The organism is Spirillospora sp. NPDC047418, assembly GCF_040643275.1.
In the GTDB taxonomy this organism is placed as follows: domain Bacteria; phylum Actinomycetota; class Actinomycetes; order Streptosporangiales; family Streptosporangiaceae; genus Spirillospora.
In genome coordinates this window covers 39,404-64,548 of sequence record NZ_JBEYTW010000046.1, presented here as the reverse complement: position 1 = coordinate 64,548, position 25,145 = coordinate 39,404, and the positions used below count along the sequence as shown (strand labels likewise).

The following is a 25,145-nucleotide window of genomic DNA, read 5'->3' as shown; positions in this document are numbered from 1 at the left end:
CGCGCGGGGATGTCCCTCCTCCGGGGTCCGGGCGGCGGCGCGGCCAGGGCCTTCCCACGCACGCGGGGGCCAACCGGGCCATCAGCCGTAATCGCGGGCAGGAGAGGTATCGGCGGGCGGTCGAGCGGGGTCTTCGTCGGCGGCCGGAACCGGATTTCTGACGTGCTGTGCGTGCTTGAGGAGTGCGGTGGCTGCCCCCGAGCACTCGGCTACCACCACAACGCCGCGACCAAGCACCGCACCGCCGCCGACGGCACTGGACCCGCTACTCCGGCACCCGCGAAGGGACAGCTCGATGACCTTGATCGCCCGGCACGGTCCGGCGTGGACCCGTATCAATTACCACCAGTTCTTCCTCATGGAGCCGGAGCATCAGGACTTCGTGCCCGAGGAGGCCGGACAGCTCATCTCTCCCACCGGTGAAGCGGTCATCGTTCACACCGGAATCGCCGGCGGCAACGTCGCGGTGCACATCGAGATCCACGACCACGAGCCGCCCTTGGACGATGCGGACTGGGAAGAAGTCGCCGAGGCCAGCGTGCAGGTGGAAGAAGGTGCACTCATGGTGCACTGTCTGATGGATGATCCGCCGGACCTGCCGGTGCTCACTCCGGCCGGGCCAGGCCCCTACCGGGTCCGCGCACACGCGCGTGGCCGCGACATCGCATACGACTTGAGCGAGTCGCGATCACAAGAGGTCTATCTCTTCCAGATCTGGTCGGCTCCCTACCTGCCGCTGCACGTGCTCAAACAGACCGACCTGTGTGGCCGAGGCCTGCGCCGCCCCGCACACCCCGCCGACGAGTAGCTACCCCAGCAGTACTCGTCCTGGCTTCCACCGCCGCGCTACCCGGCCGCCGATCACCCGGCGAACGACGAAGCCCGCGGCACACCAACCCGAACACGACACACGAATACAACAGGCTGCCGGTCTCAGGCGCTGCCGAAGGTTCACAGGTTCGATTGCTCAGGCGGCTGTGATCGCGGCGAGTAGCGTGTCCTGGCTTTCGAAGGGCAGGTCCGTCAGTTGAGGGCGGAGGATCTCGGCGTGTTCGGTGAACACCGCTTTGCATTCGGCGCGTTCTGGACGCGCATCGTCGCTGCCGAAGAGGAGGGCGAGTCTCGGGTCGGTGTCTCCGACAGGCTGCACATACTCCGCTATGACGACGAGGAAATCGATGATCTTTGCTCGTCCTGGGATGGCTTCGTCGGCGCTCAGCTTGATCAGATAGGGCAGCGCGAGAGCCATGGCAGGGTTGAGGTGGAAGAGGTCGTCGGTCAGCACGATGCCGAGGAGCCGCAGTGCTTCATCCTGTGCTGAGGCGTCCAGCAGACCCCGGATCAGGACTGGGATCGCGGCGGGGCATCCAATGATCTGTGACCATGACGCGTCGTCAATCCCTCGCAGCAGCGGGTGGTGGCGGCCGAGTGCTGGTGCCGTCGGGTGTTCGCGGAGGAACTGCTTGATCGCGGCTTCCTTTCCGGCCAGGTCGTGTACGCACATGTCTGCCTCCTGCGCCGCGTCGCGTGTTGGTCGACCCTATTGCTGAGCGCTCCGGGCTCGGTCGCGGTTCCGCTCGTTGATGGGCAGCCGACCGTCGTCGACGTAGTCGACAAGGTAGATCATGACGCTTTCCTCGGTCATCCCGAACACGTCAGGGCACAGCCCTGATCGCCATCGTGAGTGAGGCTGCACGCCGACCCGACGCGCCCCGCCACCTGCACGTCCTCCCAATAGTTGACAATGCCGTCAAACCCCTCTGCAACCGCCCCGGGTACGCCCTCCCCGGTGCATGCGACTTCGAATACCCAGCGGGCAGTGGCATTCTAATTGGAAAACAACGACTGGTGCCTCGACCTCGTCTCGCTCAACGCGGAGGATCTGTCTTCGCGTGAACACGTCCCCTTGATCAACATCTGCCGCGGCCCGAACCCCCGCGTACCCTGTCTACATGCGATCAGGCCGTGGCCGCTCGCGGCCGCCCGTCGTTGGCGCCTTTGAAGACCGCCTCACCGCCGCCCGCAACTGACCTCAGCGAGATTGAGTTCCACTGTTAAGACCCTGCCCGCCGGCAGCCCTTTAATATGCGGGTCTTGTAGTCAACCCAGTGCTCGGTGTCGATGTCTTCCGGGCGATCGCAGTGCGCGTAGGCTGACGTTGAATCTCGGGACGGGGGCGGCGTTGTCGACGGAACTCGCTGAGCGTCTTGGGCTGTTTGAGCCGCTGCTCGATGACTTGGCTGCCGTATTCTGCCCAGGTGCGAGCTGGCCGGGCGAGACGTCCGGTGATCCCGTCTTCGATGCCTATCATCGCTGCGAGGCCAAGCGATTCCAGATCGGCGAGGCCTGCGCGAACGATCTGGACGCTGTTCGGGAGCATGCGGAAGAGATCATGCATGCCATCACCCATGACCACTGTCCCAGCGGCGACCGCCAGTTGGTCGAGCCGCTCGTGCGAGGTGTCGGTGCGCGGCAGGTCATGGAGCGCATCCTCGACTACCTCGAAACCGGCTCGGCTGCCGAGCGGCTGGGAGCGGCGATGGCCTGGTACTGGGCAGTGCCGTCCACGCAGTACGCGTCTATGGAAGACCTCGGTGCCGACCCGGAACACCAGGGCCCCGGCGGGGGCGCGATCCGGATCTCCCTCAGCCCGATGGCACCCACTCCGACAAATAGCAACGCCGAAGCCGCGGCCCTGCGCCGCGATCTCGAGCCTCGTTTCCGGGTCGGCTGCCTGAGCGCGTTCGTTGCCTCCAACAGCCCGGGAGATCGCCTCTATCTCTCCTACCAGTTCTCACTCGACCCTTCTGATTATCCGCCTGAGTCGCAGACCGAGGTAGAGATGGCCGCGCGGATCGCCGCAGCCGATCCCGAGCATTACCGGCACGGAGACCTCTCCCTCTGATCAGTCCGCTGGAGATCTCCGGACTAACCGGCCTGCGCCGACTCGAAGTGGCAGCCCATCTTGACCGCTCGGGTGGCCAGGGTGCGCCGAGCCGGATCAGGGTGACGCGACCGAGGCCGGCTCATTGAGCGGTCCGAGCGGACAGCCGCCTTGATGCGGGCAGCGTTGGTGAGGTCAAACATGTCACCGCGGCGCATCCTGGTACACGCCAAGGAATGCCCGTGAGAAGTGACAACGCCTGATTGCATCCAGCGCGAGGTGACGGGTTGAGGTCTCCACTTCCTCAGTGGATCATATATCGATGACTTCGACCGTTGACGAATCATGGGACCGAATCTTGGACTGGCTGGCCCGACACGCTCCGGCCACTTTGAAGCGCATCGGCCCACCCGCTGCCGACGCGGACATCGCTGCGGCCGAAGAAGCCGTGGGTGCCGAGTTGCCTGCGGATCTAGTGGCTTGGTGGCGGCGCGCGGACGGAAGCGCGTCCAGTTGGTCACACCAGCGTTTCGGCTTGCTTCCCGGCTACGCTCCCTGCCGCATCGAGCACGCTCTCGACCGGAGGAAGGTGTGGTGGCAGATCTGGCATGACCAGATGCTCGAGCGAGGATGGCTCACGGAGAAGGACTTCACCAGAGCACAGGCCAACCCTGCAGGTACTGAGGCGGGGATGTGGCTCCTCGCCTTCTTGCCCATCGCAAGCAGTGGCGGCGGCGCGGATTTGTTCGTCGATCTTCGGTGCGGTCCGCGGCACGGGTGCGTGCGGGAGTTCGACAAGGTTTCCACCGACGGCGAACCCCGATGGGGCAGCGTGACCGCCATGCTCGCCGACATCGCCGACGCACTCGAGAACCACGCCACGATCGGCGGATATGACGCTCGGCCGAACGAGGACGGAGTCCTGTCCTGGGACCTGAAGGTCGATTAAGAATCGCTCAGCGGTGGACGCTGGGCCGGATGGCCGCGCTGATCCGTGAGTTGTTCGCCATCGACTACACCTTGCCGGGGGTGTCGCTGCTGCTGCGCCGCAACGGCTCGTCGGTGCAGGTCCCCGGACGCCGCGCCATCGAACGCGACGACCATGCCGTACAAGTGTGGAAAGAGCAGATGTGGCCGCAAGTGGAACCACCGCGGGCGACCTGGGCGCCTGGATCTGCTTCGAAGACGAGACAGGTCAAGGGCTCAGGCCGCCCAGAGGACGCTCCTGGTCCAGGCGGGGACACCGGCCGCAGGTGAGGGTGACTGCGGCGACCACGGCGGCCGGGTCTCGGTCGCCGGGATGGTTTGCAACCGGCCCGGGGACCGGCCTCGGCTGATCTACCGGCTGCACCACTACCGCCGCCGCCAAGGCGAACGCGCCGCCTTCACCCTGAACGAGTACAAAGTGCTGCTGCAGGCCGCCACCAGCAGCTGCTCGGTGAGAAGATCGTGCTGGTCTGGGACAACCCGGGCATCCACCACTCGATCGCGATGCGGGCGTTCATCGACGCCCACGCCGACTGGCTGAGGGCGTTCCACCCGCCCGCCCACGCCCCCGACCTCAACCCCGCCGAGAGCGTGTGGTCCCTACTGAAACGCTCCATGGCCAACTTCCTGGCCATCGACCTGGACTACCTCACCCACATCCTGGCAAACCAGTGCCTGGGCGAGTGGAGATCAGTTGACAGGACGGCAATGGTGGCACGAGACACTTTCTTCCCAAGTTGATCAAGGACAACTCAGATCGGGTGTCCGTGGAACGGGGGGAAGCTCAGTGGAGGTGTGCGCCGCCGGGCGTGGTCATCAGTTCGCGGCTGAGATGGCCGCGCTGATCGTGGCGCTCAGCAGCAGGGTTCCGCCCATGATGGGGCCGGTCGATCGGCTGGTCGATGCGGTAGTGCGGCGCAGGCGCGACACTACCGAGCCGAGCGCCACCAGTTGGACAACGCCGATGATCGCCACTCCGGCGTCGTCCAACAGCAGCGCCAGTGGCAGGAAGTGCGCCGCGACGACGACCGCCACCCACCACGCCATCCACCGCGCCGCCGCACGCCTGGCCAGGTGCAGGCAGCCGGCGCCCGCCGCGACGACCTCGGTGGTGACCAGGGCGCCGAACCAGGGGTACCGGCCCTCCAATGCGGTCGGCTCATCCCAGTTCGCGGCCGTCAGCAGCCCAAACACCACGGCGAGCCCGATACCCAGCACCGCTCCCGCGCCAAGCCAGAGCCGCCAGGGACGCGGCGGGTTCTCCTGCCCCCATCCGAACCACGCGAAGGCCATCAGACCGAACCAAGCGGTTGTGAAGCACTGGTCTCGCAAGTAGTCGGTCAGCATCGGGACTCCATCAGTCGGTCGGGATAAATGATCATTTATACCGGCCGGCAGGGCGGGCCGGGACGTGAAGGTGCCCGCCCCGCGGCCGACGCTGCTGAAGGACGGGCAGGTCGTGGCGCAGATGGGCGGTGAGCGCTGCGATCGCCGCCGGTGGGGGAGGAGGCGGTGGAGGACTCCACGGCAATGCACATGGTGAACCGGGCGCAGGGCGCGGTGTGGTCAGGGGGTAGCAGCAGGAGCGGCACCGGGTGGCCGGGGCCAGTGTTGTCGGGGATGGGAGTAGCTCGAACTCAGCGAGTCTCCGACCGGGGCTTTTGTGGTCGTGGCTGTTTGATGTCGAGGAGGTCATTCGGTTCTTGCTCGCCGGTTACGGCCGTGCCGTGTGATCTACGTGGGATGCCAAGACCCGTCCCGCTAAATAGAGGCACCGTGCAGCAGACAGATCCTCACACCATCCTGGAAGCCCATGCCCGTTCCCGTTACGCCAGAGGAGCCGACGACATCGAATCCTTGTTCGAGGAACTCGTTGAGCATTCCAGGGGCCTTGACCTGGACGTGCCCGAGGGCGGACTCGGGTTGATCGCCGCCAGGGTGGTGATCGAGGAGGAGGCCTACGACATGGTGAGGCTCGGCTTCTGTGATCGTGAGGAGATCGTCGATGACCTGGCAGAAATGGCGGAGGAAGCCCTGGTCCTGGTCGACTTCGAGCTCGTGGAAGGTGAGATCGAGCGCATAGTCGACCGGCTGTGGGAGGCGCGGCACAAGGAGCAAGAGGGCGGGCCGGAGGTCACCGACAACGACAAGCTGGAGAAGGCGTTCGCTCACCTCAACGAGGCCGGGATCGTGGCCCGGGAGAACTTCGCCTGCTGTCAGACGTGCGGCGTTACGGAGATCGGCGGCGAGGTTCCCGATGGAGTCCTGCCGGACGGGTTCGTGTTCTACCACCAGCAGGACACCGAGAACGCGGTGACGGACGGCGAGTTGTGGCTGTCGTACGGCACGTTCGCCTCCGAACTCGCCCCGGCCGAGATGGTCGAGGTGGGAGAACGTGTCGTGGCCGCATTGAACACCCAAGGGCTGCGAACGAAATGGGACGGCTCACACACCTCGCGCATCACCGTGCGCCTGACTGGCAGCTTCCCCTTCCCGTCGCTCAGTAATACGGCGTGGGTGTAGGTCGAAATGCAGTGACTGCGTCGATCAAACTGTAAGTGCGTACTCGTCCCGGTGGCGGGCTTGGTGAACGCGGTGGTGTTCGCGGTCAAGGTGATAGGCCCAGTACCGGCCGAGGTCGCCGTTGCTGATGACGGCGCGGAGCCGGAGGATGGCCTCGGCTCCTGCCAGTCCCCACCGGGCTCCGGTGATCTCCAGGCGGTCGCCGACCAGGTGCCTGGCGGTTCCCTCGACTATGCCGGTGGCGATCGGCCAGCCTTGTTCCAGTGCGTGGTCGTAGCGCAGGTAGTCGCGGTGGCCGGTCAGGTAGCCGACGGCGGTTTTCAACCCGGAACGCCGGTCGGCGGGCAGTGCGGCGGTCAGGCCGCGCTCCCACAGTAACGGGGCCAGTGCGCCCGCTGCTGCACATCGCGTCTCGGTGGCTAGACAATCCCTCGTTTCCATACCTCGCCCCTCTTCCCTCGCTAGACCGTCCTGGCGCCGCCGTTCCCCTCTACCCGGCGGTACTGGACGATGACGGACGTTCCCCGCGCGACCGCGCCTACTACCGCGCCCGGCTTGCCGCCGCGTTGAGCGCCGCTGGAGATCAGCGTGAAGCGGTTGCCGAGGCCCTTCGAGTCGTCGGAGACCTCGGCGAAGGACTCACCTCCACCCGGGTCCTCAGCGAACTGCGCCCAGTGCGCAGCGGCACTCGCGAACTGACCCTGGATATCAATCTGGAATTCCGTCAGCGGTTCGATGCGGCGGAACGCGCCCTAGCAGCCACTTGAACAGGAAGGGGACGGAGATCATGGCTGGCTCCAGCCCGATCGTCCATCACCGATTCGACAGCCCCGGCGCCCGTGCTACGGGGGAACCTCAAAAAGCGTGCGACGCTGCTGGTCCGCCCGGACAACCCTGCCTATGCGATCTATGAACGCTGGGGCTGGCGCAAGGTCGCCCGACTCCGCCCCGGCTGGGCAGGCGCCCCCTTGATGGACGTTCTCATGCTGTCGCTCCCCCTGAATCCCTCACGACCAAAGACAGGCCATCTCTGACGGAGTGGAGCCGACCTATCGAGTGCCATCGCGTCCCGGCCGGGAGGCTGATAGGTCATCACCCTGGTCTCGTGGAGGAGCGCAGGAACCGCGCTGGATCAGCTGGGCGCCTACGCGGTAAGTGCGGCCATTTCTGGCGGGGGGCACTTTGCCGCGGTCGCGCTCCAGTTGCTGGAGGAGCAGGTCCATGGCGAGTTCGCCCAGTTCTCGGGCACCGTTGTCGACGACGGTGACGGGAGGGTGCCACCAGCGCAGCCAGCTGATGTCCTCGTAGCAGATGAGGGACAGGTCGTCGGGGACGCGGACACCGGCGGCCGCGAGGGCCGGCAGGACCCCGAAGACGGCTTCGTGGTTGGCCGCCAGCAGTGCGGTCATCTCCGGGACGCGGCGCAGCAGCCGGTCGGTCGCGCTGGAGCCGAAGGCCGGCTCGAACGGGCCGCGCTCGATCAGGCGTTCGTCGATGGGCAGGCCGTGCTCGCGCAGGGCCTGCTCGTATCCCGCGAACCGCTCCCGGCCGGAGTTCGTGTCCGAGGGGCCGCCGATGTAGCCGATGCGCCGGTGACCGAGTTCCAGCAGGTGCCGGGTCGCCTCGTGGGCTCCGTCGCGGTCGGCCGCCAGCACGGTCGGGGCGGCGCTCTCGGTGGCGCCGCGGATGAGGTTGACGACGGCGGTGCCGCTCGCCAGTAAGGCATTGGAGGCGGCGGCGTTCGACCCCGTGCCGATCAGGATCAGGCCGTCCACGCCGTGCTCGCCGAGCGTCTTGAGGATGGTCTCCTCGCGGCGCGGGTCCGCGTCGGTGATGTACAGCATCATCTGGTAGTCCTCGGCGGCGGCGCGGCGCTGGACGACCTCGGCGATGGTGTGGAACGAGGCGTTCACCAGATTTCCGACGACGAGCCCGATCAGGTGCGACTGCCGGGACCGCAGCGAACTGGCGGCACGGTTCGGCCGGTAGCCCAGCCGGCGGGCGGCCTCCTCGACCAGAGCCCGGGTCTCGGCGGCGATCAAGGACGAGCCGCTCAGCGCCCGCGAGGCGGTGCTGCGGGACACGCCGGCGGCGGCGGCCACGTCCTTCAGGGTGACGCTCATCGTGCTCCGGTTCTGCAATCGATCCCAATGGCGGGCCCATCTTGCCACAGGATGCTCGGCAGGGGCAGGGCCTCAAAAAGGTTGAAATCGACTCTTGACACCCAGGATGCGTCTGCCGCAACCTTGTGCAACCGATCCCAGCGGGATGCGCTCTACAGACTCGGGGAAAGATCTTGGATCGCGACGACGTCTCATGGCACGGCTACTGGCCCGCGGCGCCCACGCCTTTCACCGCGGAGGGCGCCCTCGATGAGGACGCCTGGCGTGCGCTGTTGCGGCTGTATCTGCGGCAGGGCGTCCACGGCGTGCTGGTCAACGGCAGCACGGGGGAGTGGTTCAGCCAGAGCCCGGCCGAGCGCCGGCGGGTGGCCGAGGTCGCCGTCGCCGAGGTGGCCGGCCGGGTTCCGGTGGTCATCGGCGTCACCGCGTACACCCCGGCCGAGGCGATCGAGCTGGCCAGGCACGCCGCCGACACGGGGGCCGATGGCGTGCTGGCCACTCCGCCGCCGTACGTCCACCCCGGGGCTGAGGAGATCTTCGGATTCTTCGCCGAGGTCAGCGCAGCCACCGATCTGCCCTTCATGGTCTACAACTGGCCGCGCGGCGTCGCCGTCGATATCGGCGACCACCCGGACCTCGTCCGGCGGCTGGCCGACCTTCCCCATGTCGCCGCGATCAAGGACAGCACCGGAGACTGGCTGCGGATGCTCGCGACGGTCGAGGCGGTCGCCGACCAGGTCCGCGTCTTCGGCAGTTTCCTGCACCGGCGCGGTCTGGCCGTTCTGCTGGAGCTCGGTGGCGACGGCAACATCGACGGTGGCGGGCTCGGTGCGCCGTTCGCCGTCCCGTACTACGAGGCCGTCGCGCGACGGGACGGTGCCGCGGCACGCACGTGGGTGGACCAGTACGCCGGGTTGTCGGGACGGCTCATCCGCCCTGACTACAGCGGCGTGTACGGCTCGCCCATCTCGCAGCTCAAGGGCGCCATGTCGCTGCTCGGGCAGCCGGGCGGGCACGTCCGTCCTCCGCTGCGCCCGGTGACGGGCGACGCGCTTGAGGTGATCGGTTCGGTCCTGGAGGAATCCGGGCTCACCAAGGCCCTCGCCGAGGAGCGGGACGAGGCCGGAGCACGGCCGTGAGCACCGACACCCGGATCACGATCGACGGCGAGCCCGTGGACGCCGCCGTGGGAACCTCGCTGACCGCGGTGTTCGTCGCCGGCCGCCGCTGGCGGCTGCGCGACAACCCGGTCAGCGGTGAGCCGCGCGGGCCGTTCTGCGGCATGGGCGTCTGCTTCGAGTGCGAGGTCACCGTCGACGGGCGGCCGGGCGTGCGGGCGTGCCTGACCCGGGTGCTGCCCGGCATGACGGTCGAGACGGGACCGCGCCGATGACCGTTTCGTGTGACGTGCTGATCGTGGGCGGAGGCCCTGCCGGGCTGTCCGCGGCGGCCGGGCTGGCCGCCGCCGGGCTCACCGTGACGCTGGTCGACGAGCAGCCCGAACTCGGCGGGCAGTACTACCGCCGGCCGTCGCCCGCCACACTGCGCGAGCACGGTGACCACCGTCCGGAGGGCGGCCGGCTGATCGCGCACGTGCGGAACCTCGGCGTCGACTGCCGGACGGGCCACCTGGTCTGGGGGATGGAGGACGACGGCCGGACGCTCCTCGCCACCGGCGCGGACGGAACCCCGATCCGGCTCCGCGGACGCTACGTGATCGTGGCCACCGGCGCCTACGAGCGGACCCATCCGTTCCCGGGCTGGCAGCTCCCGGGCGTCACCACGCCCGGCTTCGCCCAGCACCTGGCCGCGGCCGACGGCACCCCGGTCGGTGACCGGGTGCTGGTGGCCGGGTCGGGTCCGTTCCTGCTGCCCGTCGCCTGCTCGTTGCTGGACGCCGGCGCCCACGTGGTCGGCATCGCCGAGGCCGGGCATCCCTACCGGCCCGATCTCCGTGCGGTGCCGACGCTGCGGCACCCGGCTCGCCTCCGCGAACTCGCGGGATATGCGGCCCGTCTGGCCCGTGCGCGGGTTCCGCTCTGGCAGGGACGCGTGGTGACCCATGCCGCTGGCCAGGACCGCGTCTCGTCGGTCACGCTCGCCGCCACCGATGATCCGGCACGCCCGCTCCGGACGCTGGACGTCGATGCACTCTGCGTCGGGTACGGGTTCCGGCCGCAGACGGACCTGGCCCGCCTGCTCGGCTGCGAGATCAGCTCCGACGCCGTGACCGGCGACGCCGAACCCGTCACCGACGTCTTCGGCCGGACGAGCCGTCCCGGCGTGTACGTGGTCGGTGAGGCCGCCGGCATCGGCGGCGTCCACCAGGCTCGCACGCGCGGGTCGATGGCCGCCGCGCACATCCTCGTCCGGGAGAGGAACTCGTCCGCGCCAGGCCCTCGGGAGATCGCCCGGCTCGCCGCCAAGGGACGTGCGCTCACCCGGTTCACCGCGCTCAGCGACGCCCTGTACCCGAGCCCGGCCCGGTTGCAGGAAGCACTGGTGGGCTCCCTGAACGACGACACCATCGTGTGCCGCTGCGAAGCGGTCACCGCCGGCGCCGTGCGCTCCGCAGCCGTGGAGAGGGCCGGTGGCGATCTCAACGCCACCAAGTCCTGGTCGCGCGCCGGCATGGGGCCCTGCCAGGGCCGATTCTGCGGCTTCGCCATCGCCGGCCTCGTCCGCGGCGCCTCGGACCCCGGCGGGGCACCGTGCGGCGTCCCGGTCTTCCCGGCGCGCCAGCCGGTCCGCCCGGTTCCCGTCGAGACCCTGCTCGCGCTCGGAGACCAGGCCGACCTCGCAGGGGAGGGGGCCGGATGAGCGCGCTGACCGCAGACGTGGTCGTGATCGGCGCCGGGGTGCTGGGCGGCGCGGCCGCCTTCCATCTCGCCAGGGGCGGGCACCGGGTGATCGTCCTTGAGCGAGGGGCTCCGGGCCGGGAGGGATCGGGCACAACAGCGGGTAACCTGCACGTTCAGGCCGTCCACACCCGGCGGCCAGGGCAGGAGATCCCGCTCGACAGCGCCCGGTTCCTGCCTCTGCAGCGCGCCGCGAGCGACCGGTGGAACTCGGTCGAGGCGGAGCTGGAGACCTCGGTGGAACTGCGCCGCAGCGGCGGGTTCACCATCGCCGAGACGCCCGAGCAGCGTGCCGAGCTGATCGCCAAGCACGCCTGGGAGGAGCGGGCCGGAATCGAGACCGAGGTCCTGGACGGCGACGGTGCCCGTGCCGCGCTGCCGCAGCTCGGCCCCACCGTCACCGCCGCCACGTGGTGCCCGCTGGACGGGTACGCCAACCCGCTGCTGACCACCCCCGCCTACCTGGCGGCGGCGGCGCGGCACGGGGCCCGGCTGTACCCGTTCTGCCCGGTCCGCGCCGTGGAACGTTCCGGATCGGGCTGGCGGGTCACCACGGGAGAGCTCACCGTCGAGGCCCCGCACGTGGTGGACGTCGCCGGGCCCTGGCTCGGGGAGATCGCCGCGCTGGCGGGGATCGGGCTCCGGATGACACCCGTCGCCATCCAGATGCACGTGACCGTGCGGCTGCCCGAGACGCTGCGGCACCTCGTCCAGCACATCGGCGAGGGCCTGTCGGTCAAGCAGGTCACGGCGGGGAACCTGCTGATCGGCGGCGGCTGGCCCGCGCTGCGCCTGGACCCGGACGGCCGCAGCCCGGTCAGCCTGTCCAGCGTCCTCGGCAATGTCGCCCAGGCCGCCCGCGTCCTGCCGTTCGTGCGGGACCTCCGGCTGCTGCGGACCTGGGCGGGTCCGCTGGCCGCCACCCCCGACGAGATGCCGGTGATCGGGGAGGTGCCGGGCGCGCCCGGCTTCCTGATCGCCGGCGGCACCTACGCCTTCACCTTCGCCCCGCTGTGGGGCGAGACCCTGCGCTGCCTGGTCGAGGGGAAGCCGACCCCGGTCGACGTCCACGACCTCGGGCCGGACCGGCTCATGGAGCCGGCCGAGCCCGCCACGCCGATTGAGCAGGCCCGATGAGAGAGGAGACAGCGGTGCCTACAACGACCACCGCACGGCGGCCGATACCGCGGGAGGGGACCCTCTGGCTGACCGGCGGGCATGTCGTCGACGTGCTCGGCGGGACGATCCGCCGGAACGTCAACGTCGCGGTCGCGGCGGGCCGGATCGAGAAGATCACCACCGAGGCGCCGGAGCCGGGCGCCCAGCGCATCGATCTCGGCGGCCGGTATCTGCTGCCCGGCCTGATCTCGGTGCACACGCACCTTTCGGTCGTGTACCCGTTCTCCGCCACCGACGAGGCCGAGAACCCGGCCCTGACCGCGCTGCGGGCGCTGTCCCGGGCCCAGGACGCGCTGCACGCGGGCGTCACGACGATCCGCTGCGTCCACGAGCAGAACCGCGCCGACCTGCTCATCCGCACCAGCGTCGAGCAGGGGTGGGTGGACGCGCCCCGCATCATCGGCGCCGGCCGCGCCGTCTCCACCACGGGCGGCCACGGCCACGGCTCGGCCTGCTCCTACGCCGACGGCCACGACGGCTTCCTGGCGGCCGCGCGCACCGAACTGGCCGCCGGCGCGGACCTGATCAAGGTGTTCATCACCGGCGGCATCGCGCACGAGGGCGAGTCGTTCACCGGCGCCCAGATGACGCTCGACGAGATGCGCGCGGTGGTGCGGGCGGCGGAGGAGCACGGCACCTACGTCACCGCGCACGCCGGAGCGGGGTCGGCGATCCGCGAGGCGCTCGCGGCCGGTGTCCGCGGTTACGAGCACGCCTACGAGCTGGACGACGCGACCGCGAAGGAGATGGCCGAGCGGCGCGTCTTCCTCACCCCCACCCTGTGCGTCACCCGCTGCCCCGACTGGATGGCCGAGCACTCGTTCAGCGAATGGCAGATCCAGCGCGCCCTGGAGGTCGGCCCGGGCCACCTCGCCAGCATCCGCAGGGCGGTCGCGGCGGGCATCGCCGACCCGCAGGACCCGGGCGCACCCGGGATCACCATGCTCGCCGGCACCGACTACCCGCCGGGCGAGCCCATCGAGGACACCGTCGTCGCCGTCCGCGAGATGGAGTTCCTCACCGAGGCCGGGTTGAGCCCGGCGCAGGCCTTGCGCGGCGGCACCAGCGACGCCGCCCGGCTCGTCGGCCTCCAGGGGAAGGCCGGGGCGGTCGAGGAAGGCCTGCTCGCCGACCTGATCGTCACCGACCGCGACCCGCTGTCGGACCTGTCCGCGCTCCGCCGCATCCCCTTCGTCATGCAGGGCGGACGCGTCGTCCGCGACGACCTTCCCACCGCGCCGGCCGGCCGGGCCGCCGCCGACACCCCCGGAGGCACCCTGTGACGTCCTCGCACCGCACCCGCCTCGCGGTCGACATCGGAGGCACGTTCGTCGACGCCATCGCCTACGACGAGGTGACCGGCGAGCTGCGGCTGCACAAGGCCCCGACCACCCCGGATGCGCCGGCGCAAGGTGTCCTGGACGCCGTGGGCGGGCTCGCCGACCGGCTGGACGACGTCGAGGCGTTCGTGCACGGCACCACCCTCGGGCTCAACGCGATCCTGCAGCGCCGCGGCGCCGACGTCGGGATCATCACCAACGCCGGGTTCCGCGACCTGCTGGAGATCGCGCGGGCCAACGTGCCGGGCCAGTACATGTACGACTTCGCCTACGCCCCGCCGCCGCCGCTCGTGCCGCGCCGGCACCGGACGGGGGTGCCCGGCCGGATCGACGCGCAGGGCGCCGAGGTGGAGCCGCTCGACGAGGACGCCGTCCGCGAGGCGGGCCGCGTCCTGGTCGAGGAGCATGGGCTGCGCTCCGTCGCGATCTGCTTCCTGCACTCCTACGCCGAGCCGGCGCACGAGCGGCGCGCGGCGCAGATCCTGCGCGAGGCGTACCCGGACGTGTCCATCTCGGTGTCCACCGACATCAGCCGCGAGTACCGGGAGTACGAGCGGACCAGCACCGCGACCCTGGACGCCTACATCCGGCCCGTCCTCAGCGACTACATCGGAGCGCTGGAGGAGCGCCTCGGCGACGCCGGGCTCGCCCACCCGCTGCACATCATGCGGTCGGGCGGCGGCGCGATGACCGCGGAACTGGCCCGCAGCGCGCCGCTGATGACGGTGCTGTCGGGTCCGGCGGGCGGCGTGGTCGGCGCCTCCTTCCTGGCCCGCGAGCTGGGCCGGGACGTGATCTCGTTCGACGTCGGCGGTACCAGCGTGGACTGCTGCGTGATCGAGGGCGGATCGCCCGGCGAGGTGCATGAGGCCGCGATCGACGGCTTCCCGATGCTCATCCCGATCTTCGACATCCGCACGGTCGGCGCGGGCGGCGGCTCCATCGCCTGGATGGACCACGGACTCCTCAAGGTCGGCCCGCAGAGCGCCGGCGCCGTACCCGGCCCGGTCGCCTACGGGGCCGGCGGCACCGAGCCGACCGTCACCGACGTCGCGCTGGTGCTCGGCTACCTCGACCCGGCGGCGTTCCTCGGCGGCGACATGAGCATCGACGCGAACGCGGCACGCGCCGCCGTGGCCGAGAAGCTCGCCGGCCCGCTCGGCGTGGACGTGACCCGGGCCGCCGCGAGCGTCCTGCGGGTCCTCCTCGCCCGGACGGTCGGCGCGCTTCGCGAGATCACGGTCGAGCGGGCGCTCGACCCGCGCGAATTCGCGCTGCTGGCCTTCGGCGGCGCGGGGCCGCTGCTCGGCCCGATGCTCGCCCGCGAGATGGGCATCACCGAGACCATCGTCCCGCAGGTGCCGGCGGCCTTCTCGGCCTTCGGGATGCTGATGTCGGACCTGGAGTACGAGTTCGCCACCACCGTGCTCAAGCCGCTCAGCGACGGCACCCTCGCCGAACTGGAACCGGCCTTCGCCGATCTGGAGAACCAGGGCGAAGAGGTGCTGTCGCTCCAGGGCGTCAAACCGGAGGACCGCACCCTGGTCCGCCGCCTGGACGTCCGCTACCGCGGCCAGGAGCACACGCTCGGCATCGACCTGCGGCCCGGCGACGACGCCGCCGCGATCCTGGAGCGGTTCCACGAGCTGCACCGCGCCAGGTACGGGCACGCGATGCCCGACGGCGGGCAGATCCTCACGCTGCGGGTGCGGGCGGTCGGTGTCCTGCCGAAGCCGGGGCTCCGCACGCTGTCCGGCAGCGGCACCGGCACCCCCGAGCCCGTCGGGAGCCGCCCGGCCTTCGACGTCGCCACGGGCGACACCGTGACGTTCCCCGTGTACGAGCGGGCGTCCCTCGCGCCCGGGCACGCCGTGCCCGGCCCCGCGATCGTCGAGGAGGGCACCTCCACCACGGTGATCTTCAGTGACCAGCGGCTCACCGTGGACGTCCACGGCCACCTGCTGGTGAGCAGCCCGGAGACGGCCCAGTGACCCAGACAGGAGATGGTCCGATGAGCACGACGACGGCCGGCGGCACCGCGAACGCGGACGGGGCGGCCCCGCTGGACGGCGCGACCGTCGAGGTGATCCGCAACTACCTGGTCTCCGTCGGCGAGCAGATGCGCCGCACGCTGGTGCGGGCCGCGTTCAACCCGGTGATCTACGAAGTCCTCGACTTCGGCATCTCGATCTACGACGGCGACCTGGAACTGATGGCCGAGGCCGCCGGGATCACCTCGTTCCTCGGCGCGAACGACCACGCGATCGTCAAGGGCGTCGAGTACGTCGGCAAGGAGAACCTCGCACCCGGCGACGTCTACCTGCTCAACTACCCGTACTGGAGCGGCGCGCACTCCTACGACGCGATGCTGTTCTCCCCGGTGTTCCGGGACGGGCGCGACGAACCGGCCGCCTACCTGGCCGTCCGCGCCCACTGGATGGACCTCGGCGCGAAGTCCCCCGGCTACGTCCTCGACTCCACCGACATGCACCAGGAAGGGCTGATCTTCCCGGGCACCCGGATCGTCCACCAGGGCGAGGTCGTCCGCGACATCGTCGAGCTGATCCGCTTCAACTCGCGGCTGCCGGACCTGACCATCGGCGACTTCCACGCGCAGCTCGCCGCCCTGCGCACCGGAGAGAACCGGCTCGCGCAGGTGTGGGACAAGTTCGGCGGCGAGGTCGTGGACCAGGCCGTCAAGCAGATCATCGAGCACGGCGAGCGGGTCGCGCGCAAGGCCGTCGCGGCACTGCCGGACGGCACCTGGACCGCGTTCGACTACTGCGACGACGACGGGATCACCGACGACCTGATCCGCATGGAGGTCAAGGTCACCATCGACGGCGACCGGATGGAGGTCGACTTCAACGGCTCCGACGGCGCCGTCCTCGGTCCGGTGAACCTCCCGATCGGCGCCACCGAGAGCCTGGCCAAGTCGACCTTCAAGGAGCTGACCACGCCGGACGAGCCGTCCAACGCCGGCCACTACCGCGCCCTGACGATCAAGGCGGATCCGGGCAACTTCTTCCACGCCGTCTACCCGTCCGCGACGTTCACCCAGTGGAGCGGCATCGTCGCCTTCGAGCTGATCCACAAGGCGCTCTCGGGCGTCCTCGACTCCATCCCGGCATCGTCGGGAGGCGACGAGCCGGGCTTCATGGCCCTCGGGCACGACCCTCGAACCGGCGAGGACTTCGTCATCAGCAACAACGAGGGCATCGGCTGGGGTGCGGGCCGGGACCGCGACGGCGCCAACGCGCAGCAGCACCCGTCCCAGAGCGTCGTCCGCAACACCCCGATCGAGGTGCTGGAGCACAAGTCGACGATCTTCCACGAGCGGCTGGAGCTGATCCCCGACTCCGGAGGCGCCGGCCGGTACCGGGGCGGCGTCGGCGTCCTGCGGGAGGTCCGCTACCTCGCCGAGGGCGAGGTGCTGTCGATGAAGAAGAAGAGCAAGACCCGACCGTGGGCGCTGAACGGCGGCCTCGAACCCGAACCCAGCGGCATGACGCTGTGGCCTGGAACCGACCGTGAGAAGCGGGTCGGCATGTACCGCGCCACGATGCGGGCCGACGACCGCTTCGTCAACCGCACGGCCGGCGGAGGCGGCTACGGCGACCCGCTCGACCGCGATGCCGCGGCCGTCGTCGCCGATGTCATGGACGGCTACGTCACCGTCGAGGCCGCCGAGCGCGAGTACGGACTGATCGTCGCCCCCGACGGCTCCCACCACGAGACCCCGGCCCGCGCCGAACGGCGCCGGACGCAGCCCCCCGCCGATCGGCACGACACCTGACACCGTCCGACCGGACACGTCCACGAAGGGGAGACGACCCGTGCTCCACACATCTCTTGCGGCCGGTGAAACGGCGCCGAGGAACAGGTGGTTCCCCGGCGGGCTCCGCACCCGCGGGCGCGCCGCCGGGCTGCGGCTGACGGCCGTGCTCGCGGCCGGGGCCCTCGCCGCGGCCGCGTGCGGCGGTTCCGCCGGCGGCTCCACCGCCCGCACCCAGACCCTGATCATCGCCGAGAACGAGCCGCCCGCGACGTTCGACCCGGCCCAGGCCGACAACTCCACGGTCGACGAAGTGGCCCGGCCCGTGTACGACACCCTCGTCAAGTACGACGCGGACAGCAAGATCGTTCCGAGCGTCGCCACCGAATGGAAGGTCTCCGAGGACGGCCGCTCCATCGACATGACCCTGCGCGGCGACGTCACCTTCCACGACGGCGCCAAGCTCACCGCCACCGACGTCCAGTACAGCCTCGACCGGATCAAGAAGCTGAAGGTGGGGGTGGCGTCGCTGCTGACCCCTTACGACTCCACCAAGGTCGTCGACGACACCCACCTGACGATCAAGCTGAGCCGCGCCTACGCGCCGATGATCCCGGCGCTGACCCGCGTCTACCTGCTCAACTCCAAGCTGGTCGAGTCGCACAAGGGCGACGATGAAGGTCAGAAGTGGCTCGCCACCGCCGACGCCGGCTCCGGGCCCTACAAGCTGACCGGCTACACCGCCAACCAGGAGGCGAAGTTCACCCAGTACGCCAAGTACTGGGGCGGCTTCTCCGGTCAGGCCGAGGACGTGGTCTTCCGGTACCTGCCGCAGGCCGCGACGCAGAAGAGTTCGCTGCTGGCCGGTGACATCGACATCGCCATGGACATCGACCCCAACGACTGGAAGTCCTTCGAGGGCAACGGCGACTACAAGGTCGACAAGGCCGACACCAACGTCCAGCTCTACGTGTTCTTCAAAATGAAGGACTCGCCGGTGTCGAACAAGTCGCTGCGCGAGGCGATCGCCTCCTCCTACCAGTACGACCAGCACCTCAACTCGATCCTCAAGGGCGCGGGCAAGAAGGCGGTGGGCGTGCTGCCGTCCACCATGGCCTGCTCCGACGCCTCCGTCCCGCAGCCGACCTACGACGTCGCCAAGGCCCAGGAGTCGCTGAAGTCCGCGGGGCTCTCCGGCGCCACCCTCACGATGACCTACCTCAAGGCGACGGCCGAGATGGAGCAGGCCGCCACGCTGCTCCAGTCCGACCTGGCCAAGATCGGGGTCAAGCTGAAGCTCGAAGCGATCACCTACCCCGAGCACGTGCAGCGGCTGAAGAGCAACAAGACCACGCCCGACCTGGCCATGATCTACGCCTTCCCGCCCAACCCCGACCCGGACTCGATCCTCTACCAGCTCTTCGACTCCAAGTTCATCAACAACGGGCAGAACACCGGCGGCTACGACAACGCCAAGGTCGACTCGCTGGTCGAGAAGGCCCAGGCCGTCACCGACGAGACCGAGCGCTGCGGCCTCTACAAGGAGGCGCAGCAACTCATCGCCGCCGACGTCCCGTCGGTCAACATGTCCAACCCGCGGACCGTGACCGTCCTGCGCAAGGGCATCAGCGGCTACGCCTACCAGCCGTCGCACCACCAGACCGTCGACGTCTACGGCATCAAGGTCGGCTGACCGGCCCGTCCTGAACCGCGCCGGGCCCCCGTTCCCACCGGGGAGGCTCGCGGGGCCCGGCGCACACCATCCATGAGATCTCCAGCGAGGGGAGGCACGGCATGACGCGATTTCTGCTGAGACGGCTCATCACCAGCGTCGTCGTGCTGTTCGGCCTGGGCGTCGTCACGTTCCTGATGTCCCAGGTGCTGCCCGGCGACCCCGCGCGGGCGGCGGCCGGCCGCAACGCCACCGCCGAGCAGGTCGCCGCGGTGTCCGCGCGGCTCGGGCTCGACCAGCCGATCTGGGAGCAGTTCCCCCGATATCTCGGGAACCTCCTGCAGGGCGACCTCGGCACATCGGTGTTCACCCAGCGCCCGGTCCTGGACGACATCGCCGAGGCGCTGCCGTCATCGATCGAGCTCGTCCTCGCCGCGATGCTCATCAACGTGGTGATCGCGGTGCCGCTCGGCGTGTACGCCGCCTACCGCCGGGGCCGCGCCACCGACGTCGCGGCCCGGCTCATCGTGCTCTTCGGCGCCGGAGTACCGGTCTTCTGGCTGGGGCTGATGCTCCAGCTCGTGTTCGCGGACCGGCTCGGCATGCTGCCCCTGACCGGGCAACTCGGCTTCGGCCGCGAGGTGCCCGAGCTCACCGGCATGACCTCGCTGGACGCGCTGCTGAGCGGAGACATGGCCGCGTTCGGCGACGCGGTGGCACACCTGCTGCTGCCCGCCGTCACGCTGGCCGCCGCGTTCATCGCGGTCGTCGCCCGCACCGTCCGCTCCTCCATGATCAGCGTGCTGGACTCGGACTACATCACGCTCGCCCGCGCGACCGGGGCATCCGAGCGCCGGGTGGTGATCCGGCACGGCCTGCGCAACGCGCTCGTGCCGGTCAGCACCATCCTCGGCATGCAGCTCGGCTGGATGCTCGGCTCCACCGTGCTGGTCGAGTCGGTGTTCGGACGCAGAGGAATCGGCGCCTACGCGGTCAACGCCGTCCTGCAGAACGACCTGTACGCGGTGATCGGCAGCGTGCTCGTGATCGGAGTGGTCTTCGTGCTGGCCAACATCGTCGTCGACCTCGTCCAGCTCTGGCTCAACCCGCGCCTGCGGCAACCGGCGCGCGCACGTCCGGCGGCCGTCACCGCAGGGGAGCCGCTGGAGAAGGGCGCCATGGAAGGAGCGGCCCTGTGAAGACAGCCGTTGTCTCCATGACGAAACAGGGACCGGATGCCCCCGGAGGGGGACGCGGCGGGTCCATCCTGCGCCGCACGCGGCCTTCACGGACGGGACGCACGTCCATCGTGGACCGGGTCGCGCTGACGGTCGCGGCGGTGATGGTCCTCACCGCGTTCATCGGCCCGCTGCTCGCGCCGCACGACCCCTATGCGGTCGACCTCGGGCAAGCGCTCCGCGGCCCCTCGGGCGCGCACTGGTTCGGCACCGACGCCAACGGCCGCGACGTCTTCAGCCGCGTCCTGTACGGCGCGCGGGTGTCGCTGCTGGCGACGGTGGTCGTGATCGCCGTCGCCACGCTGATCGGCACCCTGATCGGCACGCTGGCCGCGCTCGGCGGGCGAATCGTGGACGAGATCCTCATGCGGATCTGCGACATCGGCCTGTCGCTGCCGGCGATCATCCTGGCGCTCGGGCTGGCCGCCGCGCTCGGCCCCGGCCTGCAGTCCGCGGTGATCGCGCTCTGCCTCACGTGGTGGCCCGGATACGCCCGCCTCGTCCGCACCCTGGTGCGCGACGTGCGGGACGCCGAATACGTCGAGGCGGCCCGCACGCTCGGCGTCTCCACACCGCGGCTCGTGTTCCGGCACGTCCTGCCCAACTCCCTCGACACCCTCTACGTGCAGACGACGCTGGACGTGTCGGCGGTCATGCTCGTCATCTCCGGCTTGTCGTTCGTCGGGGTCGGTGCCCAGGTTCCGTCCGCCGAATGGGGCGCGATGATCGCCGGAGCGGCCGGGAACCTCACCAACGGCTGGTGGGCCGTCGTCTTCCCCGGCCTCGCGATCATGCTGACCGCGGTCTCGTTCAACCTCGTGGGCGACTGGCTCCGCGTCCGCAACGATCCGACACTGCGCGGGAGGCAATCATGAAGCCGCTGCTGGAGGTGCGGGACCTGCGCGCGGGCTTCCCCGGACCGGACGGCCCCGTGGAGATCCTGCGCGGGGTGAACCTGGACATCGCGGCAGGGGAGAAGGTCGCGCTGGTCGGCGAGTCCGGTTCCGGGAAGTCGGTCACCGCGCGGGCCGTCCTGCGCCTGGACCGCGACGCCGACCTCGGCGGCCGTGTCACGCTGGACGGCACCGACCTGCTCACCCTGCCCGAACGTGCGATGCGCGATATCCGAGGCGCCCGGATCGGGCTGGTCTTCCAGGACCCCCTCGCCTCCCTCAACCCGGTGATGACGATCGGCTGGCAGATCATGCAGCCGCTCGTCATCCGTGGCGTCCGCAAGAAGGAGGCCCGGCGGCGCGGCATCGACCTGCTCGAGCGGCTCGGCGTCCGCGACGCCGGCCGCCGCTTCGACGACTACCCGCACCAGTTCTCCGGCGGCATGCGCCAGCGCGTCGTCATCGCCATCGCGGTGATCGCCGAGCCCGCGCTGCTCATCGCCGACGAACCGACGACCGCACTCGACGTGCGGGTACAGGCCCAGGTCCTGACCCTGCTGCGGGAACTGGCCGACGAACGCTCCATGTCCGTGCTGCTCATCACCCACGACCTCGGGATCGTGGCGGGCTTCGCCGACCGCGTCGTGGTCATGCGGCATGGCGCGCCCGTCGAGGAGGGCCAGGTCGACGCCATCTACGCCGAGCCGAAGCACCCCTACACGCGCGGGCTGCTGGCCTCGGTGCCGCGCATCGACGACGACCCGTCCCGCCGGCTGACGACCGTGGACGACGCCCTTGATGCGGACGTCCCGGTGGCCGGCGCCCTGGAAGGAGGCAGCCGATGACCGCCCTGAGCGTGCGGAATCTGGTGAAGAGCTTCGGCGGCCGTCCCGTGGTGAAGGACGTATCGTTCGATCTCGCTCCCGGCGAGGTGCTCGGACTCGTCGGCGAGTCGGGTTCCGGCAAGTCGACGGTGGCCCGCTGCGTCGCCCGGCTGACCCGGCCGGACTCCGGCCGGGTCATGCTCGGTGACCGCGACCTGCTCAGCGCGTCCCGGCGGGACCTGCGAACGCTCCGCCGGGACATCCAGATGGTCTTCCAGGACCCGTACTCCTCGCTCAATCCGCGGATGACCGCCGGGGAACTGGTCGAGGAGGGACTGCTCGTCCACGGGCTGGAGCCGGACCGCCGAGCCCGCGCCGCACGGGCGGCCGAGCTGCTGGAGACCGTCGGGCTGTCCGCCGCCGACGCCGGCCGGCATCCCCGCGGCTTCTCCGGCGGCCAGCGCCAGCGCATCGCGATCGCCCGTGCTCTCGCGGTCGAGCCCAAGGTGCTGATCTGCGATGAGGTCGTCTCCTCGCTCGACGTCTCCGTCCAGGCGCAGGTGCTCAACCTCTTCCGGGACCTGAGGGAGCGACTCGGTCTGTCGATCCTCTTCATCGCCCACGATCTCGCCGTCGTGCACTACCTGTGCGACCGCGTCGCGGTGCTGGACCAAGGCGTGCTGGTGGAGATCGGCACCCGCGAGGAGATCTACCGCCGCCCCCGGCATCCCTACACCCGCTCGCTGCTGGACGCCGTGCCCGTCCCGGACCCGGCCGCCGAACGGGCCCGCCAGACCACCCCATGACCCACGACCAGGAAGGCCCCATGGAAACCCTGCGGATGTTCGTCAACGGACAGGCCATGTCCGGCGGCTCGCTGAACGCGGCGCTGGAGGGCGCCGAGTTCCTCGGACCGGCCGAGACCGCGCCCCGCTACCGGTTCTACTCGGTGCGCGACGAGTTCCCCGGACTCCACCCGGTGTCGTCCGGCGGCCGCGTGGTGCCCGGCGAACTGTACGCCGTCACCTACGAGATCCTGCGCGAACACCTGCTGCCCGGAGAGCCGCCCGAACTGGAGCTCGGCGTGATCGAGCTCGCCGACGGCTCCGGGACGCTGTGCATGCATATGCGCGCCGAGTCCCTGGACCTGCCCGGAGTCGTGGACATCAGCGACGCCGGCGGCTGGCGCGCCCACCTGGCGGCGGTGTCCCGGTGACAGCCGACGTGGTGGTCCGGGGCGGCACCCTGGTCGAGGCGGGCTGGTCGGGCCTCGCCGACGTCGTCATCACCGGCGGCCGCGTCACCGCGCTCGCCGCCCCGGGGACGGCGCCCACCGCCGCGTCCGTCATCGACGCGACCGGGCACCTCGTCATGCCCGGCGGCGTCGACCCGCACTGCCACGTCGGCTTCACCTCCGGCGACTTCACCTCACTGGACGATTACCGCCAGTGCACCACCGCCGCCGTGCACGGCGGCACCACCACGATCGTGGACTTCGCGATCCCGCGCCCCGGCGAGAACCCGGCCGACGTCGCCTATGCCCAGCGCGCCAAAGCCGGCGAGGGACTGTGCGACAGCGCACTGCACGCCTGCGTCGTCGAGTGGGACGACACGGTTCCCGATCAGCTCGCCTCGCTCGTCGGGGACGGGATCGCCACGGTCAAGATGTTCACCACCTACCGCGGCGAGACCATGGCTGACGAGGACACCGTCCTGCGGACCATGAAGACCCTCGCCGCGCTCGGCGGCATGGTCGTCATCCACTGCGAAGCCGACCACATCATCGGCGACGCCCAGCAGCGCTGCGCCGACGCGGGCCGGATCGGCGCGTCCCACATGGCCGACACCCGCCCGGGCCTCGCCGAGACCGCCTCGGTCGCGGAGATCCTCGCGATCGCCGAGTCGGTGGACGCGCCCGTCTACTTCGTGCACCAGTCCACCGCCGAGGCCGTCGAACTCGTCGCCGCCGCCCGCCGCCGCGGTGTCCGCGCCTACAGCGAGGCCGTCGCGCACCACCTCGTCCTGGACGACTCCGCCTACGGGGGTGAGCGTCCCGAACGTTTCGTGTGCTGCCCACCGCTGCGTCCCGCCGACCAGGTGCAGGCTCTCGGACGCCACCTGTTCACCGGCGAGGTCACCACCATCGGCAGCGACCACTGCTGCTACGACACGGCACAGAAGGAGTCGCGCAGCGGAGACGTCCGCGCTATGCCCAACGGCCTGCCCGGAGTCGAGACCCGACTCCCGGTGATCTTCTCGGAGTACGTCGTCCGCCGCGGACTGCCGGTGACGCGCTTCGTCGAGCTCACCGCCGCGAACCCCGCACGCACGAACGGCCTCTACCCCCGCAAGGGCACCCTCCTGCCAGGCGCGGACGCGGACGTCGCCATCTGGGACCCGACCGCCGAATGGCAGGTCACCACAGGCGACCTGCACATGGCCACCGACTACACGCCGTACGAGGGCATGACCATCACGGGCCGCCCGAGAACAGTCCTGGTTGGCGGCCGAGTCGTTGTCGACGATGGCGTCCTTGTGGACCCCGCGCCCCGTGGCCGCCACCTCAAGGCCGCCCCGGTCACGGCTTAGCGCAGCGACGCTGGAGGCGGTCGGGTTCGCCAACGAACGGCTAACAAACGATCAAGAGGCCGGTCCTCCGTGATGGAGAAACGGCCTCTGAGCTGGTACTTCTTGTCGGGACGGCGGGATTTGAACCCACGACCCCTTGACCCCCAGGCACAGAAGACCAGTCGATCAAGGTCGAGGGGAGTCGATCGGGGATCCTCTCACCTGCGAAAACGCCGTAGGGGAGTCGCGTTGGGTCCGGGGGAGTCCACCTACGGTGGCTC

24 protein-coding genes and 1 pseudogene are annotated in these 25,145 nt (G+C 70.0%); 21 read left to right on the top strand and 4 right to left on the bottom strand.

Annotated elements, in window-relative coordinates; translation table 11 throughout:
• The first annotated feature begins 295 nt into the window (after positions 1–295).
• A complete protein-coding gene (locus ABZ806_RS26195; RefSeq protein ID WP_500220024.1) occupies positions 296–808 on the top strand; it encodes a hypothetical protein in 513 nt (170 codons plus the stop codon).
• A gap of 159 nt (positions 809–967) precedes the next feature.
• Here the strand turns inward: ABZ806_RS26195 and ABZ806_RS26190 are convergent, their stop codons facing one another.
• Positions 968–1,504 carry a hypothetical protein gene (locus tag ABZ806_RS26190; protein WP_500220023.1) on the bottom strand — a complete coding sequence of 179 codons (537 nt, stop codon included), beginning with the start codon at positions 1,502–1,504 and terminating at the stop codon, positions 968–970.
• 678 nt (positions 1,505–2,182) lie between these two features.
• Between ABZ806_RS26190 and ABZ806_RS26185 the strand changes: the two genes are divergently transcribed.
• From ABZ806_RS26185 to ABZ806_RS26170, 4 genes are all read left to right on the top strand, one after another.
• Complete coding sequence (locus ABZ806_RS26185) at positions 2,183–2,905, top strand: hypothetical protein (RefSeq protein WP_500220022.1); 723 nt, start codon at positions 2,183–2,185, stop codon at positions 2,903–2,905.
• 301 nt (positions 2,906–3,206) lie between these two features.
• Positions 3,207–3,833 (top strand): SMI1/KNR4 family protein, encoded by a 627-nt coding sequence (locus ABZ806_RS26180; protein ID WP_500220021.1) that lies wholly within the window; start codon positions 3,207–3,209, stop codon positions 3,831–3,833.
• Positions 3,812–4,141: a helix-turn-helix domain-containing protein gene (locus tag ABZ806_RS26175; protein ID WP_500220026.1), complete on the top strand. Its 330-nt coding sequence runs from the start codon at positions 3,812–3,814 to the stop codon at positions 4,139–4,141. Before ABZ806_RS26180 ends, ABZ806_RS26175 begins: the two co-directional genes overlap by 22 nt.
• Before the next feature lie 48 nt (positions 4,142–4,189).
• On the top strand, positions 4,190–4,612 hold the full coding sequence (locus ABZ806_RS26170) for a transposase (RefSeq protein ID WP_500220020.1): 423 nt from the start codon (positions 4,190–4,192) through the stop codon (positions 4,610–4,612).
• A gap of 75 nt (positions 4,613–4,687) precedes the next feature.
• Here ABZ806_RS26170 and ABZ806_RS26165 read toward each other — a convergent pair whose 3' ends face one another.
• Entirely contained in the window at positions 4,688–5,218 is a 531-nt protein-coding gene (locus tag ABZ806_RS26165) for a hypothetical protein (RefSeq protein ID WP_500220019.1), read from the bottom strand.
• Between the two features lie 429 nt (positions 5,219–5,647).
• On the opposite strand from ABZ806_RS26165, the gene ABZ806_RS26160 reads away from it, so the two are divergent.
• Positions 5,648–6,394, top strand: a complete 747-nt coding sequence (locus ABZ806_RS26160; protein ID WP_500220018.1) for a DUF6891 domain-containing protein — start codon at positions 5,648–5,650, stop codon at positions 6,392–6,394.
• 24 nt (positions 6,395–6,418) lie between these two features.
• Here the strand turns inward: ABZ806_RS26160 and ABZ806_RS26155 are convergent.
• Positions 6,419–6,742, bottom strand: a pseudogene (locus tag ABZ806_RS26155) (ISKra4 family transposase); the annotation flags it as partial.
• Between the two features lie 38 nt (positions 6,743–6,780).
• On the opposite strand from ABZ806_RS26155, the gene ABZ806_RS26150 reads away from it, so the two are divergent.
• Positions 6,781–7,161 (top strand): hypothetical protein, encoded by a 381-nt coding sequence (locus ABZ806_RS26150; protein WP_500220029.1) that lies wholly within the window; start codon positions 6,781–6,783, stop codon positions 7,159–7,161.
• Between the two features lie 282 nt (positions 7,162–7,443).
• On the opposite strand, the gene ABZ806_RS26145 is transcribed toward ABZ806_RS26150, so the two are convergent.
• Positions 7,444–8,517 carry a LacI family DNA-binding transcriptional regulator gene (locus tag ABZ806_RS26145; RefSeq protein WP_500220017.1) on the bottom strand — a complete coding sequence of 358 codons (1,074 nt, stop codon included), beginning with the start codon at positions 8,515–8,517 and terminating at the stop codon, positions 7,444–7,446.
• A 173-nt stretch (positions 8,518–8,690) separates the two neighbouring features.
• On the opposite strand from ABZ806_RS26145, the gene ABZ806_RS26140 reads away from it, so the two are divergent.
• The 14 genes from ABZ806_RS26140 to hydA all read left to right on the top strand — a co-directional run bounded on the left by ABZ806_RS26140 (position 8,691) and on the right by hydA (position 24,885).
• Positions 8,691–9,656: a dihydrodipicolinate synthase family protein gene (locus tag ABZ806_RS26140; protein WP_500220016.1), complete on the top strand. Its 966-nt coding sequence runs from the start codon at positions 8,691–8,693 to the stop codon at positions 9,654–9,656.
• Entirely contained in the window at positions 9,653–9,910 is a 258-nt protein-coding gene (locus tag ABZ806_RS26135; RefSeq protein WP_500220015.1) for a (2Fe-2S)-binding protein, read from the top strand. The genes ABZ806_RS26140 and ABZ806_RS26135 overlap by 4 nt, the downstream gene beginning before the upstream one ends.
• Positions 9,907–11,337 (top strand): FAD-dependent oxidoreductase, encoded by a 1,431-nt coding sequence (locus ABZ806_RS26130; RefSeq protein WP_500220014.1) that lies wholly within the window; start codon positions 9,907–9,909, stop codon positions 11,335–11,337. Before ABZ806_RS26135 ends, ABZ806_RS26130 begins: the two co-directional genes overlap by 4 nt.
• Positions 11,334–12,512: an NAD(P)/FAD-dependent oxidoreductase gene (locus ABZ806_RS26125; protein ID WP_500220013.1), complete on the top strand. Its 1,179-nt coding sequence runs from the start codon at positions 11,334–11,336 to the stop codon at positions 12,510–12,512. The genes ABZ806_RS26130 and ABZ806_RS26125 overlap by 4 nt, the downstream gene beginning before the upstream one ends.
• A gap of 14 nt (positions 12,513–12,526) precedes the next feature.
• The gene (locus ABZ806_RS26120) at positions 12,527–13,837 is read left to right on the top strand and encodes a metal-dependent hydrolase family protein (protein WP_500220012.1); all 1,311 of its coding nucleotides are present in this window, start codon (positions 12,527–12,529) and stop codon (positions 13,835–13,837) included.
• Entirely contained in the window at positions 13,834–15,885 is a 2,052-nt protein-coding gene (locus ABZ806_RS26115; protein WP_500220011.1) for a hydantoinase/oxoprolinase family protein, read from the top strand. The genes ABZ806_RS26120 and ABZ806_RS26115 overlap by 4 nt, the downstream gene beginning before the upstream one ends.
• Positions 15,886–15,905: 20 nt before the next feature.
• The gene (locus ABZ806_RS26110; protein WP_500220010.1) at positions 15,906–17,690 is read left to right on the top strand and encodes a hydantoinase B/oxoprolinase family protein; all 1,785 of its coding nucleotides are present in this window, start codon (positions 15,906–15,908) and stop codon (positions 17,688–17,690) included.
• Positions 17,691–17,730: 40 nt separating this feature from the next.
• Positions 17,731–19,362: an ABC transporter substrate-binding protein gene (locus tag ABZ806_RS26105; RefSeq protein ID WP_500220009.1), complete on the top strand. Its 1,632-nt coding sequence runs from the start codon at positions 17,731–17,733 to the stop codon at positions 19,360–19,362.
• A gap of 101 nt (positions 19,363–19,463) precedes the next feature.
• On the top strand, positions 19,464–20,540 hold the full coding sequence (locus ABZ806_RS26100; protein WP_500220008.1) for an ABC transporter permease: 1,077 nt from the start codon (positions 19,464–19,466) through the stop codon (positions 20,538–20,540).
• Positions 20,537–21,454 (top strand): ABC transporter permease, encoded by a 918-nt coding sequence (locus ABZ806_RS26095; protein ID WP_500220007.1) that lies wholly within the window; start codon positions 20,537–20,539, stop codon positions 21,452–21,454. The genes ABZ806_RS26100 and ABZ806_RS26095 overlap by 4 nt, the downstream gene beginning before the upstream one ends.
• Positions 21,451–22,317, top strand: a complete 867-nt coding sequence (locus ABZ806_RS26090; RefSeq protein WP_500220006.1) for an ABC transporter ATP-binding protein — start codon at positions 21,451–21,453, stop codon at positions 22,315–22,317. Before ABZ806_RS26095 ends, ABZ806_RS26090 begins: the two co-directional genes overlap by 4 nt.
• The gene (locus ABZ806_RS26085) at positions 22,314–23,102 is read left to right on the top strand and encodes an ATP-binding cassette domain-containing protein (RefSeq protein WP_500220005.1); all 789 of its coding nucleotides are present in this window, start codon (positions 22,314–22,316) and stop codon (positions 23,100–23,102) included. The genes ABZ806_RS26090 and ABZ806_RS26085 overlap by 4 nt, the downstream gene beginning before the upstream one ends.
• Before the next feature lie 20 nt (positions 23,103–23,122).
• On the top strand, positions 23,123–23,512 hold the full coding sequence (locus ABZ806_RS26080) for an allophanate hydrolase-related protein (RefSeq protein ID WP_500220004.1): 390 nt from the start codon (positions 23,123–23,125) through the stop codon (positions 23,510–23,512).
• Complete coding sequence (gene hydA, locus ABZ806_RS26075) at positions 23,509–24,885, top strand: dihydropyrimidinase (protein ID WP_500220003.1); 1,377 nt, start codon at positions 23,509–23,511, stop codon at positions 24,883–24,885. The genes ABZ806_RS26080 and hydA overlap by 4 nt, the downstream gene beginning before the upstream one ends.
• Positions 24,886–25,145 lie beyond the last annotated feature (260 nt).

Coding starts and splice junctions, on each gene's coding strand:
- ABZ806_RS26195 (WP_500220024.1), top strand. CDS start 296: ATGACCTTGATCGCCCGGCACGGTCCGGCGTGGACCCGTATCAATTAC.
- ABZ806_RS26190 (WP_500220023.1), bottom strand. CDS start 1,504: ATGTGCGTACACGACCTGGCCGGAAAGGAAGCCGCGATCAAGCAGTTC.
- ABZ806_RS26180 (WP_500220021.1), top strand. CDS start 3,207: ATGACTTCGACCGTTGACGAATCATGGGACCGAATCTTGGACTGGCTG.
- ABZ806_RS26165 (WP_500220019.1), bottom strand. CDS start 5,218: ATGCTGACCGACTACTTGCGAGACCAGTGCTTCACAACCGCTTGGTTC.
- ABZ806_RS26145 (WP_500220017.1), bottom strand. CDS start 8,517: ATGAGCGTCACCCTGAAGGACGTGGCCGCCGCCGCCGGCGTGTCCCGC.
- ABZ806_RS26130 (WP_500220014.1), top strand. CDS start 9,907: ATGACCGTTTCGTGTGACGTGCTGATCGTGGGCGGAGGCCCTGCCGGG.
- ABZ806_RS26125 (WP_500220013.1), top strand. CDS start 11,334: ATGAGCGCGCTGACCGCAGACGTGGTCGTGATCGGCGCCGGGGTGCTG.
- ABZ806_RS26110 (WP_500220010.1), top strand. CDS start 15,906: ATGAGCACGACGACGGCCGGCGGCACCGCGAACGCGGACGGGGCGGCC.
- ABZ806_RS26100 (WP_500220008.1), top strand. CDS start 19,464: ATGACGCGATTTCTGCTGAGACGGCTCATCACCAGCGTCGTCGTGCTG.
- ABZ806_RS26090 (WP_500220006.1), top strand. CDS start 21,451: ATGAAGCCGCTGCTGGAGGTGCGGGACCTGCGCGCGGGCTTCCCCGGA.
- ABZ806_RS26085 (WP_500220005.1), top strand. CDS start 22,314: ATGACCGCCCTGAGCGTGCGGAATCTGGTGAAGAGCTTCGGCGGCCGT.
- ABZ806_RS26080 (WP_500220004.1), top strand. CDS start 23,123: ATGGAAACCCTGCGGATGTTCGTCAACGGACAGGCCATGTCCGGCGGC.